This is a genomic window from Streptomyces sp. CO7 (genome assembly GCF_053474865.1).
The window spans coordinates 1,661,668-1,676,107 of the sequence record NZ_JBRIOU010000002.1; the positions used below are offsets into that span (position 1 = coordinate 1,661,668).

Here is a 14,440-nt window from a genome sequence, read left to right on the forward strand (position 1 = left end):
CTCCCGGCCCGTGGGAACCCCCGCTTCCTCACCGGAGACGACCAGGACCCTCCGCTGTGCGCCCTGCCCGGCATGCCCCGCACCAGCCACACCCACCAGCTCGCCCCCGGCGACACCGTCCTGCTCTACACAGACGGCCTCATCGAGAGACCTGCGGCATCCCTCGACGAAGGACAGCAGAGCCTCCTGTCCGCTGCCGCGCTCCACCGCGGCAGCCCCCTGCCCGAACTGCTGCGGCGGCTGCAGGACCTCTCCGACAAGCGCGACGACACGGCCCTGCTCGCGTTCCGCGTCGCTCCGGCCGACTCCGGCATCGCCCGCTACTGATGGCGTGTCAGTGCCCGCTTCCAGGCTGTGCGCATGACTGATCAACTCGTGGCGGAAACGCTGAGCCGGTTTCGGGCCAAGGCGGCGGAAGCGGGCGTGTCATCGCGCAACGTGGAGCTGTTGATCAGCTCCTTCCTGCCGGCGGTCTATCCGCAGATTGGCGGCGACGGACCGGTCGTCGTCCACCTCGGCGGCAACAACCCCATGCTGCCGGTCGGCGCGGGCAAGCCGAGCGAGCCATTCACCTGCAGCATCGACTGCGCGCAGATACCGCCGAACACGACCGGCCTCCCTCTTCCGGCCGACGGGCACCTGCTGCTCTTCGGCGACGCCGAGAAGTTCGGTCAGGGCCCGGGGCCCGGCTACGTGGTGTACGTACCCGCCGGGACGCCCACGACGGAGGTCCCCGCCCCGGAGCCCGTTCGCGGCGCGTACAGGGAGCAGGACTACCGCTCGGTCCGCGTGGGGCCGTCATGGCCCTCGTCCGGTCCCGACGGGTTCGCAGACCCTTCCGACGACGAGTCCGAGTTGGCCGTCGAGGAGTACGAACTCATGGACCAGCTGAGCGACATCTGGGAGGAGGCCGGCGGCAACCATTTCGGATCCGACCTGTACCTCGGCGGCCATGCGGACTTCTGGAACGACGATCCCGTCGCACTGGCGAACGAGTACGAGTACGGGGGCGGTAACGACTGGTGTCTGCTCGCCAACTGGTACTGCGACGACGTCGTCGCGCTTCCCCTTCCCCGCATGCACTGGTTGATCCGCCGCCAGGACCTCGCCGACCTGCGCTTCGACCGGGTGATGATCTCCGTCGACATAGGTGGGTAGCTCTCCCCCGGTTCGCGCGCGCAACGGAACGACGACGGCCCCGCCACCCCGACTGCGGACAACGCCGGTCAGTTCCCGGTCTCGCGTCTGCCTGCCCCAGCCTTCCGCAGCACGTCCTCACCAGGTGCATACCGGCAGCGTCATGGTGCCGATCTCCGCCGGCATCTCCCGCCACTGCCCACCCGTCTTGAACCGCCGGACCACGCCCTCGAACTGCTGCCGCAGCCGCTCAGGGTACGGGCCGTACTCGCCGATCGGCAGATTCGGCCCGATGAACTCCCACTCCACGTAGGTCAGTTGCACTCGCGTCACGCAAGACGATCTACCGGGACCACGCCTCGACACGAGGGCAATGCCCGAAGATTGATCGCGACTCGATTCGCCCCCTTGTGCCGTACTCACCGCTGGGGAAGGTGTCGGTTGTGCTGGGCCCCGACGCCTAACCGCTCGGGTGACGGGGCACCGGCCCGCAGCCGTGGCAGGCGACTGATTTGCTGCTGTGCCCGTACCGTCGACCGCTTCTGAGTACGCTCACCAGCATGTCCGCCGCTGCGCTGTCCTTTGGTTCTGCCGCCCGCCTGTACGACTCGATTCGGCCCGCCTACCCGATGGGGGCTGTCTCCTGGGCCGTCGGTGCCGAGCCGGTGCGCGTGCTGGACCTGGGAGCGGGCACCGGACTCCTGGCCGGTGCAGTGCGTTCAGCCGGCCACGAGGTGATCGCGGTCGAGCCCGACGAGCAGATGCGCGCCGTGGCCGCCGAACGCCACCCGGGCATTCGAATCCTCGCAGGCAGTGCCGAGGACATCCCATTGCCGGATGGGTCCGTCGACGCCGTCGTGGTCGGTCAGGCATACCACTGGTTCACCCCGCAGGACGCCCTGCCGCAGATTCACCGGGTGCTGCGCAAGGACGGCGTCCTCGCTGCGATGTGGAACATCCGTGACGATCGGACCCCATGGGTGGCCGAGCTGTCGGACATCGTCGGCGACGAGTCGTACGGCCTCGAAAGCGCCTGGCCGTACGGACCGGTGACGCCATGGTTCACCGAACCCGAACGCGGCCTGATCGAGCACACCGTGACCGTCCCGACGGACCGGCTGACCGACCTGGTGCGGTCCCGCTCCTCCTACCTGACCGCCGACGCCGCCGAGCAGGCCCGTCTGGACCGGGAGATCGGCGAGTTGGCCACCACCAACCCTGGCCTGACCGGCCGGGACAGCGTCGAGATGCCGTACAGAACTTGCGTCTACCGGATGAGGCCTGTCTGATTTCCGGTACGAAGCCCCGGCGAAGCGCGAGCCCGGTCGTCTCCGTCGCCTACCCGGACGAGTGCGGCCGCAGGATGTTCTCCCGGGGACCAAGGGATGCAACGCCCGGGCCCTGCCGCACACCGCACGGATCGCGCGGAGGTGCTCTCGCCGGTCCCGTCCGAGTGGCGACGCCGGCCACGGTCGCCGGTGCCCGAGTGCGGGTGTCAGCTCTCTTGGTGGCGGGCGATCACCTGGGCGCGTAGTCGGCAGGCGTACCAGGCGGTGGCGCCGCACACGCCGAAGTACAGCGCCACGGCCTGCACGGCGAAGGCGCCGTAGTCGAACTCCCACGGGTGTCCACCCGCCCCGGCGACGGCGGCGGGAGCGTCGCGGACGTAGGGGTGGAGCACGGTGACGAGGCCGCCCAGCGCCTGGGCCCCGGCGTACAGTACGACCAGCTCGCCGAAGGCTCGCAGGTAGGCGCGGCGATCGTCACGCCGCAGCCGTGCCACCGCGTGCCGGGCGCGCCCCGGCAGCCAATCCGGCCCCGCCGGAGCCGCCCTCGCGCACACCTCGGGCACGTACACCACGGCGGCCACCAGCCCGGCGGCCAACGCGAGCCACACCACCGCGGCCGCCGTCTCTCCGCCGCCCTCGTAGCGACTGCGGCCCCAAGGCAACAGAAAGACGCCCAGCAGGGGGAGTTGGGCGATGAGCGCAGCGGCCCAGGTGCGGCCCAGGACCGCTGCGCTGGGCACGGGGAAGCGGGGGAGTGGCTTGGCCTGTGTCGTCATGCCTTGAGGTAATCAGGGTCGCGAGCACGGAGCCATGGGCGCGGCACCACCCCCGGGGTGGTGCCGGCACCACCATCTCCGGGTCCGCCCGAAGTACGGATGACCCGCCTCGAGGGCGTTCCCCGGAGCAGGGAGCGCGGCGGCCCCCTCGTGCCGGAGGAGAGACCCCTCCGGGCTCTCCGGGCCGCCCGCCACCATATGGCTGCTGCTGCGGCTGCTGTGCAGGGGCGACTGCCCTCTGCCCTCGATGCCGTACGCGGCGCATCCGTACGCCCGGTGCCCGCGTCGCCGGCCGGACCGCCGGCCGTCGACCGCTGTGCCGGTTTGGCCGATACGCCAGCCCGCACGGCGGGTTCTTGGCGGATGTGTCCATCTGGGCGAGGTGCTGGTTCCGCATGATCAGGGGCCAGGAAGACCGAGCAGCTCAGGGGCGGGATGGTGGCCGCTACGAGCTCACGCCCGACCGCGACCTGACCCCGACATCGTCACTGCCCGGCCTCCGGGCCCGTCGATGTCGTGCGAGTGAGTCCACTCGGTTGGCCCCACCGGTTGGCCGGTTCCACCGTCCGACCCGAGGCTTGCACTGTTGTCCTGCCCGTACAGGAGAGGAATGACATGTCGGAACGCAACACAGCGCTTCGCAGCCTGCACGACATCGGTCTGGCGGCCTGGTTCGGCGGCTCCCTGATGGGTGCCGTCGGGTTGAACAGGGCGGCCGAGCAGGCAGGAGGCGACGAGATGTCCACCGCTCGCATCGCCAGTGCCGGCTGGTCCGCCTGGACGCCGGTGAACGCCGCGGCGATCGGCGCGCACCTCGTGGGCGGAGCGGGCCTGCTGGGGGCGAACAGCGCGCGGGTGCAGTACCAGCAGGGCGTGGGCGCCTCGACCGTCGCCAAGATGGTGCTGACGGGCGCGGCGCTGGCGGCGACCGCCTACAGCCGCGTGGCGGGCAAGAAGGTCGAGCTCGCCTCCTCGCCGACGTCGGAGCCCGCCGAGCAGGACGCCCACCCCATGAGCCTGCAGGAAGCACAGCACAAGCTGACCCTGCTCCAGTGGGCGGTGCCCGCGTTGACCGCCGGCGTGCTGGTCCTCAACGCCCTGCACGGCGAGCAGCAGCGGCCTTCCCAGCAGAAGCTGGGCATGCTCCGCAAAGCGGTCTCGACCATGACCGGCGGCGCGCAGTAGCGCTCACCGCGTCCTGCGGTTGCGTACGTGACGCCGGCCGCGCCTCTTTTCCGCGCGGTCGGCTACGCGCCGTCGGACGGGGAGCCGTTGTCGTCCGGCTGGTAGCGCAGGAGAAGCAGGGCCGAGTCGTCACCCAGGTCCTCGGCCCAGCCGGTCAGGTCGCGGCGCAACGCCGCGACGGTCTCGGCGGGCCGGCCGGCGTGCGGAGCCGCGGTGAAGTGTTCCGCCAGCTCGAAGAACGCTCCCGCGGCGTTGCGCGCCTCGATGACACCGTCGGTGACCAGCAGCAGTTCGTCGCCCGCAACCAGCCTGAACCGGGTGGGTCCCGGTGTGTCTGCGGCGTCGGCCAGCCCCAGTCCCAGGGGAGGGGACACCACCGTGAGATCCTTCTGCCGCACCGTGCCGCCGGGATGGCGCAGCAGCGGTGGGGGATGGCCGAAGCTGAGCATGCTGCAGACACCCTCGTCGTCGAGCGAGAACATGAGCACCGTGGCGAAGCCCTCCAGGCCCGTGTCGCGCTCCAGGCTCCGGCCCATGCGCCCGACGATGCCGCTCAGCTCCGGCTCCTCGTGTGCGGCCTCCCGGAACACCCCGACCACCATGGCGGTGGTGCGGACCACCCCCAGGCCGTGGCCGCGCACGTCACCGATGACTCCCCGTACTCCCCACCGGGTCTCGACGACCGTGTAGAAGTCGCCGCCGATCTGGGCTTCCTCCGCGGCCGCGTCGTAGGAGGCGGCGACCTGCAACGGACCGATCCGCGGTGCGGGCGGGGGCAGCAGCGCCCGCTGGGCGGCATCCGCCACCCGGCCGAGTCTGCGCAGCCGGGTCTCGTTCATCACCCGGCGGCGATGAGCCAGCAGCGCGAGCGCGGTGGTCGCCGCGACGGCGACGATCCGTGCGATCGCGTCCAGGTCGGTCAGATTGTGGTTGTGCCAGCTCAGCAGCACGACCAGCACCAGGCCGACGGCGCCCGCGACGATGATGTCGCGACGGCCGTGGTTGACCGCCATGAGCAGCGGAAGGACGGCGAACAACGCACCCGCCGACCGTCCCGGTTCCAGCAGCAGGTCGACCCCGGTGATGGCCACGGCCAGCAACAGCACAGCCCAGTACGACATGGAGAACCTCACGGACATGCCTCCACCATGTCCGACCCCGGCTACCTGCGCGAGCGACGGACACCTGGACACGCCGGGTCGCGACCGCTGGATGCGATGCCACGTCCCCGGCGGCCACACATCACCCCGTCCGGCGAGCCCGACAGCGCTCGCCCGCCGGCGCGCCCCCGTTCGCTGCCGCCTGGCGCCGAACCGTCTGCCCCGGCAGGTGCGCGGGGGGTTCCTTGAGCGCAGGGGCGCGCCCTGGCCCTCGGGCGGACCGCGGCTGCCCTTCCCGGGCCGGGTTCCTTGGGTTGACCGCTTCGTGGGGCGGTTGTTCGGTCCTCGGGACCGGAGGGGCAGGCCGGGGAAGCTCTCCTGGACTGTCGGCCGTACCAGCCACGGTATTTCCCGCAGATGAGCACGGCCGGCCTCCGACGTCGTCCCGCCCAGGAATACGGTGGGGTTGCCGTGGCCGTCGGGGCGTCAGTCGAGAAGGGCGGTCGCCTCGACCTCGACGAGTACGTCCGGCTCGAAGAGGTGGGCGACACCGATGAGGGAGGCCGGGGGCATGGGCAGGCGCAATCCGATCTCGTCGGCGACGGATTCGACGCCCGCCATGAACGCGGTGATCTTCTCCGGGCTCCACCCGGTCACGTAGAACGTCAGACGCAGGACGTCCGCGAACGACGCTCCGGCCCCTGTCAGCCCGATGGAGGTGTTGCGCAGCGCCTGGGCGACCTGTCCGGCCAGATCACCTGGTGCGACCGGCGTCCCGTCGGCCCGGCGTGCGACCTGGCCGCTGACGTGGACGTGCCTGGTTCCGGTCCCCACAGCGACATGGTGGTACGGGGCCGGCTGCAGCATGCCTTGCGGTGTGAAGTGTCGAACAGTCATGGCTCGCTCCTCGATGAAGTAGGTATCTGTAAGCTACTTAGTAGACGAAGGACACTTCAACGAGACCAGGTTTCGCCATGGATACCGCCGACGAGGTCCGCATCGACGCACCGCATCGCGAGCTGCTCGACCAGATCCTCGACAAGTGGTCGCTCAGCGTCCTCAACGAGCTCTGCGAACGCCCGTGCCGCTTCAACGAACTGCGCCGCGCCATTCCTCAGGTCACGCAGAAGTCGCTGACCGCGACACTTCGGCGACTCGAACGCAACGGCGTGATCGAGCGCGAGGTCGTCTCCACCCGACCCGTGGCGGTCCGATACCGGATCACCCGTCTCGGCAAGTCCCTTCGACACCCCATCGACGTGCTGCTGGCCTGGGCCACGCAGAACTTGCCCGCCATCGAGCACGCACGCGAAACCTTCGACACACGGGAAGAAGCGACCGCCCCTTAGAACCCTCGCCGAGCCTTCAGCGAGAGGGCTACAACGGCTGGAGGAACCGCGTTCTCCTCAGGCCGCGCGGCCTGCCCAGCGGGCCCCGCGCGCGGTGCCCCGTTCGATGTCGTCCCGGGGCAGGCCGATGCCCAGTGAGGTCTCCAAGGCGTGGAAGTAGAGCTGGAACTCGCCCGTGACGTCCGGATGGTCGAGCTCCGCACGGCGAAGGGCCCGGTTGAGGAAGTCGAGATCCCCGCCACGGCGGTAGGGAGGCCGGCCGGCGTCGTACCAGATGAGCTCCAGCATTCCCCGGTCGTCGTCGACCTGCACCCCGTCGCGCATGTAGTCGAAGGTGTAGATCGCCTTGCCGAGGCAGGCGCTGAGCAACACGCGCTCGGTGATCCCGAGCCGGTCGTACCGCTCCTTGTCGAACCCGCCGCGCGGGGGCGTGTCGTGGTACAGCAGGTACGCCCATTCCCCGGCCTGTCCGAAGCAGAAAGTCTCGTAGTTGGAGGAAGCGAAGGGGCCGCCGTCCTCGGCGAGCAGTGCCGGCAGGTCGGACACCTGGACTCCGGCGGCGACGTCGTCCGGGTGTGCGCCGTGGAAGAGGGCGATGTCCTCGAAGCTGATGTTCTCCCCGCGGTAGAATGTCAGGTTGGTGTAGGGAGCCTGGTCCCTCCATCCCCCCGCGATCCAGGCGAAGCCGTCGATCGGGTCGAGTCCGCAGGGTTCCACGGTTGCGGTGTCATCCGTGCCGCCTGTGCGGAAGCGTCTGCCCCACACCGGGTCGATGCGGTCGAGCAGTTCGGCATGCCGGACCACGGCGTTCCGGCTCGGGGGCACACCAGGGCCGGACTTCCGGGCGAGGATCCGTGTCACCTCCTCGGCGATGAAGTAGAGGGCCAGGTCGAGGTCATCGGCGGCGAAGATCTCTTCTTCCTCGTCCTCGAATCCGCGTACCAGGCCGTCGTCGCCGATTCCGACGTACAGCTTCCCGGGCTCGAAGTCCTCCAGCGGCTCATGGTGGTCGCCCAGCCTGATGACGGGCGGGAACATGGCGTCGTCGAGAACGTCGGAGCCGGCTGCCTTGCGCTGCCAGGCCTGTATGAGGTCTTCCTTGGTGATCCGCATGGACGTCATCGTGCCGCTCGCCACCGACATCACGAGCCACCGGGTCGAGTTGGGGTCCGACGCCTCGGGCGGGCCTCGGCCCCGAAGAACTCATCGTCTCCAGGCCGCCGTCCGACGAGGTGGCCCACCACACAGCCCTGCCAGGTGACACCGTGCTCTCCGGCTCCTCCGCGGGGGTTTCGGCGTCGTTCCATCACACGTCGCTCATACCTGGCTCCGCTCGATGCCTGTCCGGCATTCGTTGATGTGCGAGCGTGGCTGTATCGCCGTGTTGCAGAACGTCTGCTGCTCAGGGGCACGAAGGCCGGGTTCCACGGACGAGCAATGTCGCTGAGAATCGAGAACGCCTCGATGCTTGCTTCCTGCTGACTCTCGGGTCATTGTCCGCGGACGACAGATCGCCGGCCGCGGTATCGCATGGCACGGGGGAGTCCGGGACTCCGCTGCGTCTGCCGCTCTGAGCTTGTTGTCCGCTGGGCCGGCGAGCGCCTTGCCCGCACAGCCCGTGCCGGACCTCGGCTTCGGCCTCCGCGGCCGACCCGGCCGCGAGCACCGCAGCTGCGGCGACGACGATGACGAGTTCCGCAATCGACGTGCGCATGCACGGCACAACCCGCTGAGCAATGCCGTCGCTACGGTCCCCGGTCGCCGATCAACCGAGAGCCTGCATCACCGCTTGCGGCAGGAGCGGTCCGGCGCGCGCCCTGGGCGCCGGACCGTTACCGCGGGTGGAGGCTGGTGTGCTGAGCGGTGCACCGGTGAAGTTCGCAATGCGATCAGTAGCGTGAACGCCGAAGCAGGAAGATCCCGGCGGCGATCACTTGCGCTGTCAAAGCGGAGATCACCACTCGATCAACCTCCATCGTTCCTAGGGCCTGTTGTGAGAGTCCGGGTCGCGTGCGGTCTGGCGTCCATGCGGGGCATCGTTGTCAGTGGTGCTGTGCATGATCGGCGCGTCAGCTTTTCGCGGAGATAGGGAAGTGCCATGCCGATCACAAACCAGCAGGTAGCGGAACACGCATTCCTGCGGCAGATGTACGACGACTCGTACTTCCCTGATCACGTGGTCGACCAGGGGAAGGCGATCCTGCTGCGGCTGTGCGAGCGCATCGAGGCCGAGCGGCCGTCGGACCTGGAGAGCTTGTATGCACTCACCCAGGCTGCGACGGAGGAGTTCAACCTGCTGGACAGAGAGTTCGTGGCGGCCGGAAGCGAGATCGAGACGGTGGCGCGGGAGTGGATCTGTGACGAGTTTTGCTTCGTCGCGTCGGCATACGAGTTCACGGAAGCGGATGCAGAGGAGCTGACCGCCGGCCGGGACTGGTGAACCAGGACGGGAGGGCTACCTCACCGGTGGCCGTCCTCATCGGAGACCAACTTCACTCAGCACGATCAAGGCCGGCGTCAGACCGGCTGTCCGCTGTCAGAGGGTGGCAGCACGCAGCACGATCAGGGCGACGGAGGCCATGGTGAGGACCACCGCCGGAGACGCGCCCTTGCGGTCGCCGACGCGCAGGTGGAAGGCGACCGCCCCAGCGAAATACAGCGTCAGGCCGATCGCGGCGGCGATTCCGACGGGTCCCCACCAGAGTCCGGCGATCACACCGGTCGCGCCCGCGATCTGAGCGCCGATCAGGAAAGCCATCATGCTCTGCGGCACTCCGAGGGTGGACATCTGCTCGGTGATGTGTCGCGTCCGCAGAGACTTGGCCCCGGCCGATACCAGGAGAAGGGCCGACATGAACACGGTGACGACGGCAAGGGAGACGAGCATGGCTGAAACCTCAATCGTGCGAGATGCGAGTAAGGGGGCGTGCGCACCTCAACGACGATAGGCGGCCATCAGGTACCTCCAGGTAACCTTCGGGGCATGAGCCTGCGACCTGGAATTGGCTTTCTAGCCGACTGTCCCGCTCTCCTGGCCATGGAGATCATCGCCAGCAAGTGGTCCATGGTCACGCTCTTCGCGCTGACCGACGGCCCGTTGCGCCACGGCGAGCTGGTCGAGCTGAGCGGTGGCATTTCGCGCAAGGTACTGACCCAGACGTTGCGCCGGCTCCAAGCCAACGGGCTCGTCGAGCGGCACGCGTACGCCGAGGCGCCACCGCGCGTGGAGTACGGCCTGACCGATCTCGGGCGAACCCTGGAGGAGCCCATCAGGATGCTCACCGCATGGGCGAGGGAGAACGGCGAGGCGGTCGTCGCCTTCCGGGAAGCAGCTGAGGCGGCCAGGACCATCGAGGCGGACCAGACGATCCCGCGGTGAAGACCCCTCATGTCGATCAGAACCCGAGCCGTTTCTGATCACTGAAGGTTGTCCCTAACTGCCTGCCGGGGGTGAGTGGTCTCGGTGTCTGCTGATGGCTGGCCGCGATGGCAGGATGACGGCTTCGCCTGATCTCTATGATTCCGGCATGATCACGTTGTCCGTCGACCCCACCTCGCAGAGCCTTGCCGCAGGCCAAGCACTGGGGACGCTCCTCATCACCGCCGCGGCCATGGCCGTCATCTGGTTTGCCACCCGGACGTGGCGACGTGGTCCCGTGCCGGCAGGCGCAGTCGAACCCGAACCCGAACAAGCCTCCTCGGCTGCCCAGCGCCGGTACAACATCGTCGTCGGCGTACTGCTCGTCGTTGCCGCCGCGGGCCTGGCACGGGCATACAGCTATGAGGGACAGCCGCCCGCCGACGCGGCGCCGGTCGCCCAGGAACGGGTCATCGACGCCGCCCCGCGCGTCGGCGCATACGGGCTGCTCACCGAAGAGGACGCAGCCCTCTACGAGCAGCAGACTTCCGGTAAGACGCTCCAGGGAAAGCACTGGTTCTACGACGGTCCCGGCCAGGGGCCGATAGGCGCCATCCTGCAGATCAACGCCGTCGAATGGGACGCGGAACTGGCCGAGGAGAAACGCTCGGACACCATGACCCAACAGCTGCGCAACTTCTTCGCCGGTGCGAAGGCGAGTGAGGTAACCGCCTTCGAGGCGGGCCTCTGGGGCGGGCAGTTGAGCTGCGGCTTCATCGCGCCGAACGCCGGAAGCCGACCGATCGTGTGCGCATGGACCGACGACGGCACCTCCGGCAGCGTGGTGCTGGTGGACGAAACGCGTCTTCCCCGGGCCGCCGAGGTCGCCCTGCAGTTCCGCACCGCCTCCGAGAAGCGAACCTGACGCACCCACCGAGTCAGGTCAGTTCGGTGCCGGCGGTGGGGCTTTGTACGGCTCGTTCCCGGGTGACCCAGGCCGCTGGGACCGGACCGGCGACACCCCCTGAACCTCCCGTGCCGACTCGCTCGTCAGCCCGGCCCAGGGCACGCTTGAGGACGTGAGCAGCGCGCCGATCGTCGCGTACCGGCCTCCCCCCCCCGCAGGCGGCCGGGAAATCACCATGCACCGCCACGGCCGCGAGGAGATCCTCGGCACTGCCTACAGCAACCACGACCTGCTCGTGTTCCTCGAGGGCACCGGCGTCACCGACCTCGTGGCAATACCGGACGACCCGCAGTGGCAGGAGCGGCGCAGCGGCCACGCCCACGAGTTCAACGCCACCTGCACCTGCCGTCTAATCTCGGTGCTCGACGAGACGGGCAAGTGACTCCGTAGGCCGGCAGAGCCACCGCAGGAGTGGGTCGGTGACCACGAAGTAGTGGGCGCTGACCCAACCTCGCTGCTTGTCCAGGATCTGCGCGGCGCCATCGCGGTAGACGTAGCGGAGATAGCGGCGGCGGATCGATGCTCCTGCTATCAGCAGTACTGGAGAGGCGACAAGGATAACCAGCGGGATCAGGGTTTGTGCGGCCGTGATCCTGGCTCTCTCCTCATAGCGCATGCGCTCAGTGTGCTGCTCCTCTGTGTCGCTTGTCAGGCTGTTCTGCGGGGTTTGGTGCCGACCTTGTGGTGGGTGGGACGGCTGTACGCCTCGCCGGCGACGGCATGGCCCGCTCCACGGTGTGGTCCCTGTGGTGGGACTGAACCACACCACCGCACCACCGCACCACCGCCCGGTCACGACCGCCCGGCTGCGCCCAGGTGCTGGAGGGCGCGGGCGAGGCCGGCGCGCCGGACGGTCCCGGTGGTGGTGATCTGGGCGGCGAGGCGTTCGTAGGCTGCGAACGGCCCGGCCAGTCGCTCCAACTCGTTCGCATCCAGCCGCTGAGGGGGCGGGGTGATCCCAGGGTGTTCCTGGCGCCACGCCCACAGTCCCTCGATGGCCTCGCGCGAGGTGGCCCGGCACGCGGCGACGCTCCGCTCGACGAGCTCGGCCTCCAGCCGGCACGCGACCCGCTCCGGCACACCCACCTCCCGGGAGCCGGGCCACCAGCCCGGTTCCCACGCCTCCTTTGGCGCCGCCACCACGTCCGGTCCCACCCACGCTCACGGAGCTCCTCGCGCACCCCGAAGGACAGCAGAGCGTCCCGCGTGTCCAGCAACTCCCCGGCCGCCCGCAGCCGCTGCACCTCCGTCCCCGCCACCCGGCCCACAGCCCCCTGTCACGCTCTCCCCGGACTGCCTCCCGACTTGTGTGAACGCGCATCATGGGCAGGGCTAGCGGCCCGGCGTGACAGTGGTGAGGGCTAGGGTGCGCTGTCGTGGATGCTGCTGATCTCGATTACCGCGCCCGAACGTTGACGGGTTGTATTCCTCCGCTGCTGGTGGCGCGGCTTCTCGAGCTCGGGTATGAGCGGGAAGTGGAGTTCCAGGCCGGCCGCGGGGAGTGGTTCTGTGCGCTGGAGTGGGCCCGGCTGCTCGGGCACCGAGGCCGGCGCGAGCAGGCGTTGGAGGTGCTCGCTCCGTACGTCGCCACGAACTGGTGGCCAGCGGCCCAAGCGCGGGCGGAGCTGCTGGAGGGCTGGGGCCGGGCGGAGGAGGCGATCGCGCTGTCCCGCCCGTACGCGCAGGCCGGTGACCGGCTGGCGCTTGTCTTCTTCGCGCGCCTGCTGGCCCGCCGCGGCCGCGGCGGCGAGGCGTTCATGCTGCTGCGCGCCGGGATCCAGGACTGGTTCCTCGCCGAGTGCTTGGTCGACGTCGCCGAAGCGGCGGGCATGGACGAGGAAGCGGCGGCTTTGTTGGAGGCCCGGGTGGAAGCGGCGGTCCCCGCTTGCGACGACCCTGACTGCAACAACCTCCGGATGGAACCGTCCAACGCTATCGGCCTGCTCGCCGCGATCAGGGAACGCCAGGGCCGGATCGAGGAGGCGATCGCCCTGCTGCACACCCGCAAGGTCACCTCCGTCAACGGCCGTGACCAGCTGGCCGACCTGCTGGCCAGGCACGACCGGATCACGGAGCTGCGTGCGTACGCGGCGACCGAGCACCACGGGCACGCCGCGCAGCGCCTTGCCGAAGTGCTGGAGGAAAGCGGCGACGTGGAAGGCGCGATCGCCGCCTACCGCACCTTCGGTGCCACGCCGTCCGGCATGTGGCAGGTGATTGTCCCGCTGTCCGAGCTCCTGGTCCGGCACGGACGGGGCGACAAGGCGATCGAGGTGATGCGCGCATTCACCGAGCGGCCCGGCGGCGCGGAGGACTGGATCGTCCACGCTCTTTGCACCCTGTATGCCGAGCACGGCCGGCCCCGGGACGGCCTGGCCCATCTCGATGCCCTCAAGGTGCGAAGCGGCGGCAGGGAGGACTGGGACCTTTTTCAGGTGCGGCTTCCGCTCATGGCCGACTGCGACCTGCTCGATGAAGCGATCGAGCAGACGCGCGCGCACCCCGAGGGCGACACCTGGTACGGGGCCCGGGCCCTGTCCGACGTGCTCGCCAAAGCCGGCCGCACCGAGGAAGCCGCCGCAGTCCTCGAACAGCACCCGACGCTCAACAGGGCTCTCCGCGCCGAGCGCCTCATCGACCTCGGCCGCATCGAAGACGCTGTACGAGTCCTCCAACAGCCGGTGCCCAAACCGACCACACCCGCCTGGAACGGTGCTTACTCCACCGAACCACCATTCTGACACTGCGCACGCAAAACCCACCCCGCTGGTGGGGCCTCCTACCAGCGGCGGCCCGTTCCGGTGGGGCCCAGGGCGTTGGCGGGCCGGCTCGGCCGCGACGTCGAGGCGACCGCGCCCGGTGGCGGCAACGAGAACCCGGAAGCTGGGCGCCGCTCCTGCCCGCCGGCCCGGCCTGCAGCGAACGACCCGTCACTTCGACTGCGCAGCACAGCCCCAAGGTGAACCCGGTCCTGCCGGGCCCCAGGGCGAGCAGGGTGAGCCCGGTCCGCCCGGGCCGACACCGCCGCCCTACTTCGAAGTCATGGAGTTCACCGGGGACCGGGACACGATCCTCGCCTCGGATAGCAGTGGGAACCTCGCCCGTGACGGCGGCCGGCAGAGCCCGCACGGGCTGGAAGGACGAGCTCATCGAGCGCTGGGAAGCCGCGCTCCAGGACGGTGCGCCGCCGCCCCTGCCCGACCCGGCCACCAAGAACTTCGCACAGGACACGCCCGGCTTCGGCTGACTTGACGCCAGCGGGGCCGGACAGGGTCACCC

General features: G+C 69.5%; 17 protein-coding genes and 1 pseudogene. 11 read left to right on the forward strand and 7 right to left on the reverse strand.

Going from position 1 to position 14,440, the window contains the following annotated elements; all coding sequences use genetic code 11:
• Both ACOV8S_RS09720 and ACOV8S_RS09725 read left to right on the forward strand, forming a co-directional pair.
• Nucleotides 1-327, forward strand: a 327-nt coding sequence (locus ACOV8S_RS09720; RefSeq protein WP_448317303.1) for a SpoIIE family protein phosphatase, incomplete at its 5' end; no start/stop codon positions are given.
• Between the two features lie 33 nt (nucleotides 328-360).
• Entirely contained in the window at nucleotides 361-1,158 is a 798-nt protein-coding gene (locus ACOV8S_RS09725) for a DUF1963 domain-containing protein (RefSeq protein ID WP_448317304.1), read from the forward strand.
• A gap of 147 nt (nucleotides 1,159-1,305) precedes the next feature.
• On the opposite strand, the pseudogene ACOV8S_RS09730 reads toward ACOV8S_RS09725, so the two are convergent.
• Nucleotides 1,306-1,470: pseudogene (locus ACOV8S_RS09730) on the reverse strand (transposase); the annotation flags it as partial.
• Between the two features lie 179 nt (nucleotides 1,471-1,649).
• On the opposite strand from ACOV8S_RS09730, the gene ACOV8S_RS09735 reads away from it, so the two are divergent.
• Nucleotides 1,650-2,426, forward strand: coding sequence for a class I SAM-dependent methyltransferase (locus ACOV8S_RS09735; RefSeq protein WP_448317305.1), 777 nt, complete (start codon nucleotides 1,650-1,652; stop codon nucleotides 2,424-2,426).
• A gap of 206 nt (nucleotides 2,427-2,632) precedes the next feature.
• On the opposite strand, the gene ACOV8S_RS09740 is transcribed toward ACOV8S_RS09735, so the two are convergent.
• Nucleotides 2,633-3,202 carry a hypothetical protein gene (locus tag ACOV8S_RS09740; protein WP_448317306.1) on the reverse strand — a complete coding sequence of 190 codons (570 nt, stop codon included), beginning with the start codon at nucleotides 3,200-3,202 and terminating at the stop codon, nucleotides 2,633-2,635.
• Between the two features lie 615 nt (nucleotides 3,203-3,817).
• Between ACOV8S_RS09740 and ACOV8S_RS09745 the strand changes: the two genes are divergently transcribed.
• A complete protein-coding gene (locus ACOV8S_RS09745; protein ID WP_448317307.1) occupies nucleotides 3,818-4,387 on the forward strand; it encodes a hypothetical protein in 570 nt (189 codons plus the stop codon).
• 62 nt (nucleotides 4,388-4,449) lie between these two features.
• Here the strand turns inward: ACOV8S_RS09745 and ACOV8S_RS09750 are convergent, their stop codons facing one another.
• The gene (locus ACOV8S_RS09750; protein WP_448317308.1) at nucleotides 4,450-5,526 is read right to left on the reverse strand and encodes a PP2C family protein-serine/threonine phosphatase; all 1,077 of its coding nucleotides are present in this window, start codon (nucleotides 5,524-5,526) and stop codon (nucleotides 4,450-4,452) included.
• A 447-nt stretch (nucleotides 5,527-5,973) separates the two neighbouring features.
• Entirely contained in the window at nucleotides 5,974-6,384 is a 411-nt protein-coding gene (locus ACOV8S_RS09755) for a RidA family protein (protein ID WP_448317309.1), read from the reverse strand.
• Between the two features lie 77 nt (nucleotides 6,385-6,461).
• Between ACOV8S_RS09755 and ACOV8S_RS09760 the strand changes: the two genes are divergently transcribed.
• Complete coding sequence (locus ACOV8S_RS09760) at nucleotides 6,462-6,836, forward strand: winged helix-turn-helix transcriptional regulator (RefSeq protein ID WP_448317310.1); 375 nt, start codon at nucleotides 6,462-6,464, stop codon at nucleotides 6,834-6,836.
• A gap of 57 nt (nucleotides 6,837-6,893) precedes the next feature.
• On the opposite strand, the gene ACOV8S_RS09765 is transcribed toward ACOV8S_RS09760, so the two are convergent.
• Nucleotides 6,894-7,949, reverse strand: coding sequence for a hypothetical protein (locus ACOV8S_RS09765; protein WP_448317311.1), 1,056 nt, complete (start codon nucleotides 7,947-7,949; stop codon nucleotides 6,894-6,896).
• 985 nt (nucleotides 7,950-8,934) lie between these two features.
• On the opposite strand from ACOV8S_RS09765, the gene ACOV8S_RS09770 reads away from it, so the two are divergent.
• Nucleotides 8,935-9,276 (forward strand): DUF5713 family protein, encoded by a 342-nt coding sequence (locus ACOV8S_RS09770; RefSeq protein WP_448317312.1) that lies wholly within the window; start codon nucleotides 8,935-8,937, stop codon nucleotides 9,274-9,276.
• A gap of 96 nt (nucleotides 9,277-9,372) precedes the next feature.
• Here the strand turns inward: ACOV8S_RS09770 and ACOV8S_RS09775 are convergent, their stop codons facing one another.
• The gene (locus tag ACOV8S_RS09775) at nucleotides 9,373-9,723 is read right to left on the reverse strand and encodes a DoxX family protein (protein ID WP_448317313.1); all 351 of its coding nucleotides are present in this window, start codon (nucleotides 9,721-9,723) and stop codon (nucleotides 9,373-9,375) included.
• 96 nt (nucleotides 9,724-9,819) lie between these two features.
• Between ACOV8S_RS09775 and ACOV8S_RS09780 the strand changes: the two genes are divergently transcribed.
• The 3 genes from ACOV8S_RS09780 to ACOV8S_RS09790 all read left to right on the forward strand — a co-directional run bounded on the left by ACOV8S_RS09780 (nucleotide 9,820) and on the right by ACOV8S_RS09790 (nucleotide 11,543).
• Nucleotides 9,820-10,215, forward strand: coding sequence for a winged helix-turn-helix transcriptional regulator (locus tag ACOV8S_RS09780; protein ID WP_448317314.1), 396 nt, complete (start codon nucleotides 9,820-9,822; stop codon nucleotides 10,213-10,215).
• A gap of 148 nt (nucleotides 10,216-10,363) precedes the next feature.
• On the forward strand, nucleotides 10,364-11,119 hold the full coding sequence (locus ACOV8S_RS09785; protein ID WP_448317315.1) for a hypothetical protein: 756 nt from the start codon (nucleotides 10,364-10,366) through the stop codon (nucleotides 11,117-11,119).
• 217 nt (nucleotides 11,120-11,336) lie between these two features.
• Nucleotides 11,337-11,543, forward strand: a complete 207-nt coding sequence (locus ACOV8S_RS09790; protein WP_448317316.1) for a hypothetical protein — start codon at nucleotides 11,337-11,339, stop codon at nucleotides 11,541-11,543.
• A 410-nt stretch (nucleotides 11,544-11,953) separates the two neighbouring features.
• On the opposite strand, the gene ACOV8S_RS09795 is transcribed toward ACOV8S_RS09790, so the two are convergent.
• Entirely contained in the window at nucleotides 11,954-12,316 is a 363-nt protein-coding gene (locus ACOV8S_RS09795; protein WP_448317317.1) for a hypothetical protein, read from the reverse strand.
• 221 nt (nucleotides 12,317-12,537) lie between these two features.
• Here ACOV8S_RS09795 and ACOV8S_RS09800 point away from each other — a divergent pair, with 221 nt between their 5' ends.
• On the forward strand, nucleotides 12,538-13,902 hold the full coding sequence (locus ACOV8S_RS09800) for a hypothetical protein (protein ID WP_448317318.1): 1,365 nt from the start codon (nucleotides 12,538-12,540) through the stop codon (nucleotides 13,900-13,902).
• Between the two features lie 347 nt (nucleotides 13,903-14,249).
• Nucleotides 14,250-14,408, forward strand: coding sequence for a hypothetical protein (locus tag ACOV8S_RS09805; RefSeq protein WP_448317319.1), 159 nt, complete (start codon nucleotides 14,250-14,252; stop codon nucleotides 14,406-14,408).
• Nucleotides 14,409-14,440: the final 32 nt, after the last annotated feature.

What these genes read in the sequence shown, in the direction of transcription:
- ACOV8S_RS09725 (WP_448317304.1), top strand. Translation starts at nt 361, where the DNA reads ATGACTGATCAACTCGTGGCGGAAACGCTGAGCCGGTTTCGGGCCAAG.
- ACOV8S_RS09740 (WP_448317306.1), bottom strand. Translation starts at nt 3,202, where the DNA reads ATGACGACACAGGCCAAGCCACTCCCCCGCTTCCCCGTGCCCAGCGCA.
- ACOV8S_RS09745 (WP_448317307.1), top strand. Translation starts at nt 3,818, where the DNA reads ATGTCGGAACGCAACACAGCGCTTCGCAGCCTGCACGACATCGGTCTG.
- ACOV8S_RS09750 (WP_448317308.1), bottom strand. Translation starts at nt 5,526, where the DNA reads ATGTCCGTGAGGTTCTCCATGTCGTACTGGGCTGTGCTGTTGCTGGCC.
- ACOV8S_RS09755 (WP_448317309.1), bottom strand. Translation starts at nt 6,384, where the DNA reads ATGACTGTTCGACACTTCACACCGCAAGGCATGCTGCAGCCGGCCCCG.
- ACOV8S_RS09760 (WP_448317310.1), top strand. Translation starts at nt 6,462, where the DNA reads ATGGATACCGCCGACGAGGTCCGCATCGACGCACCGCATCGCGAGCTG.
- ACOV8S_RS09765 (WP_448317311.1), bottom strand. Translation starts at nt 7,949, where the DNA reads ATGCGGATCACCAAGGAAGACCTCATACAGGCCTGGCAGCGCAAGGCA.
- ACOV8S_RS09770 (WP_448317312.1), top strand. Translation starts at nt 8,935, where the DNA reads ATGCCGATCACAAACCAGCAGGTAGCGGAACACGCATTCCTGCGGCAG.
- ACOV8S_RS09775 (WP_448317313.1), bottom strand. Translation starts at nt 9,723, where the DNA reads ATGCTCGTCTCCCTTGCCGTCGTCACCGTGTTCATGTCGGCCCTTCTC.
- ACOV8S_RS09780 (WP_448317314.1), top strand. Translation starts at nt 9,820, where the DNA reads ATGAGCCTGCGACCTGGAATTGGCTTTCTAGCCGACTGTCCCGCTCTC.
- ACOV8S_RS09785 (WP_448317315.1), top strand. Translation starts at nt 10,364, where the DNA reads ATGATCACGTTGTCCGTCGACCCCACCTCGCAGAGCCTTGCCGCAGGC.
- ACOV8S_RS09790 (WP_448317316.1), top strand. Translation starts at nt 11,337, where the DNA reads ATGCACCGCCACGGCCGCGAGGAGATCCTCGGCACTGCCTACAGCAAC.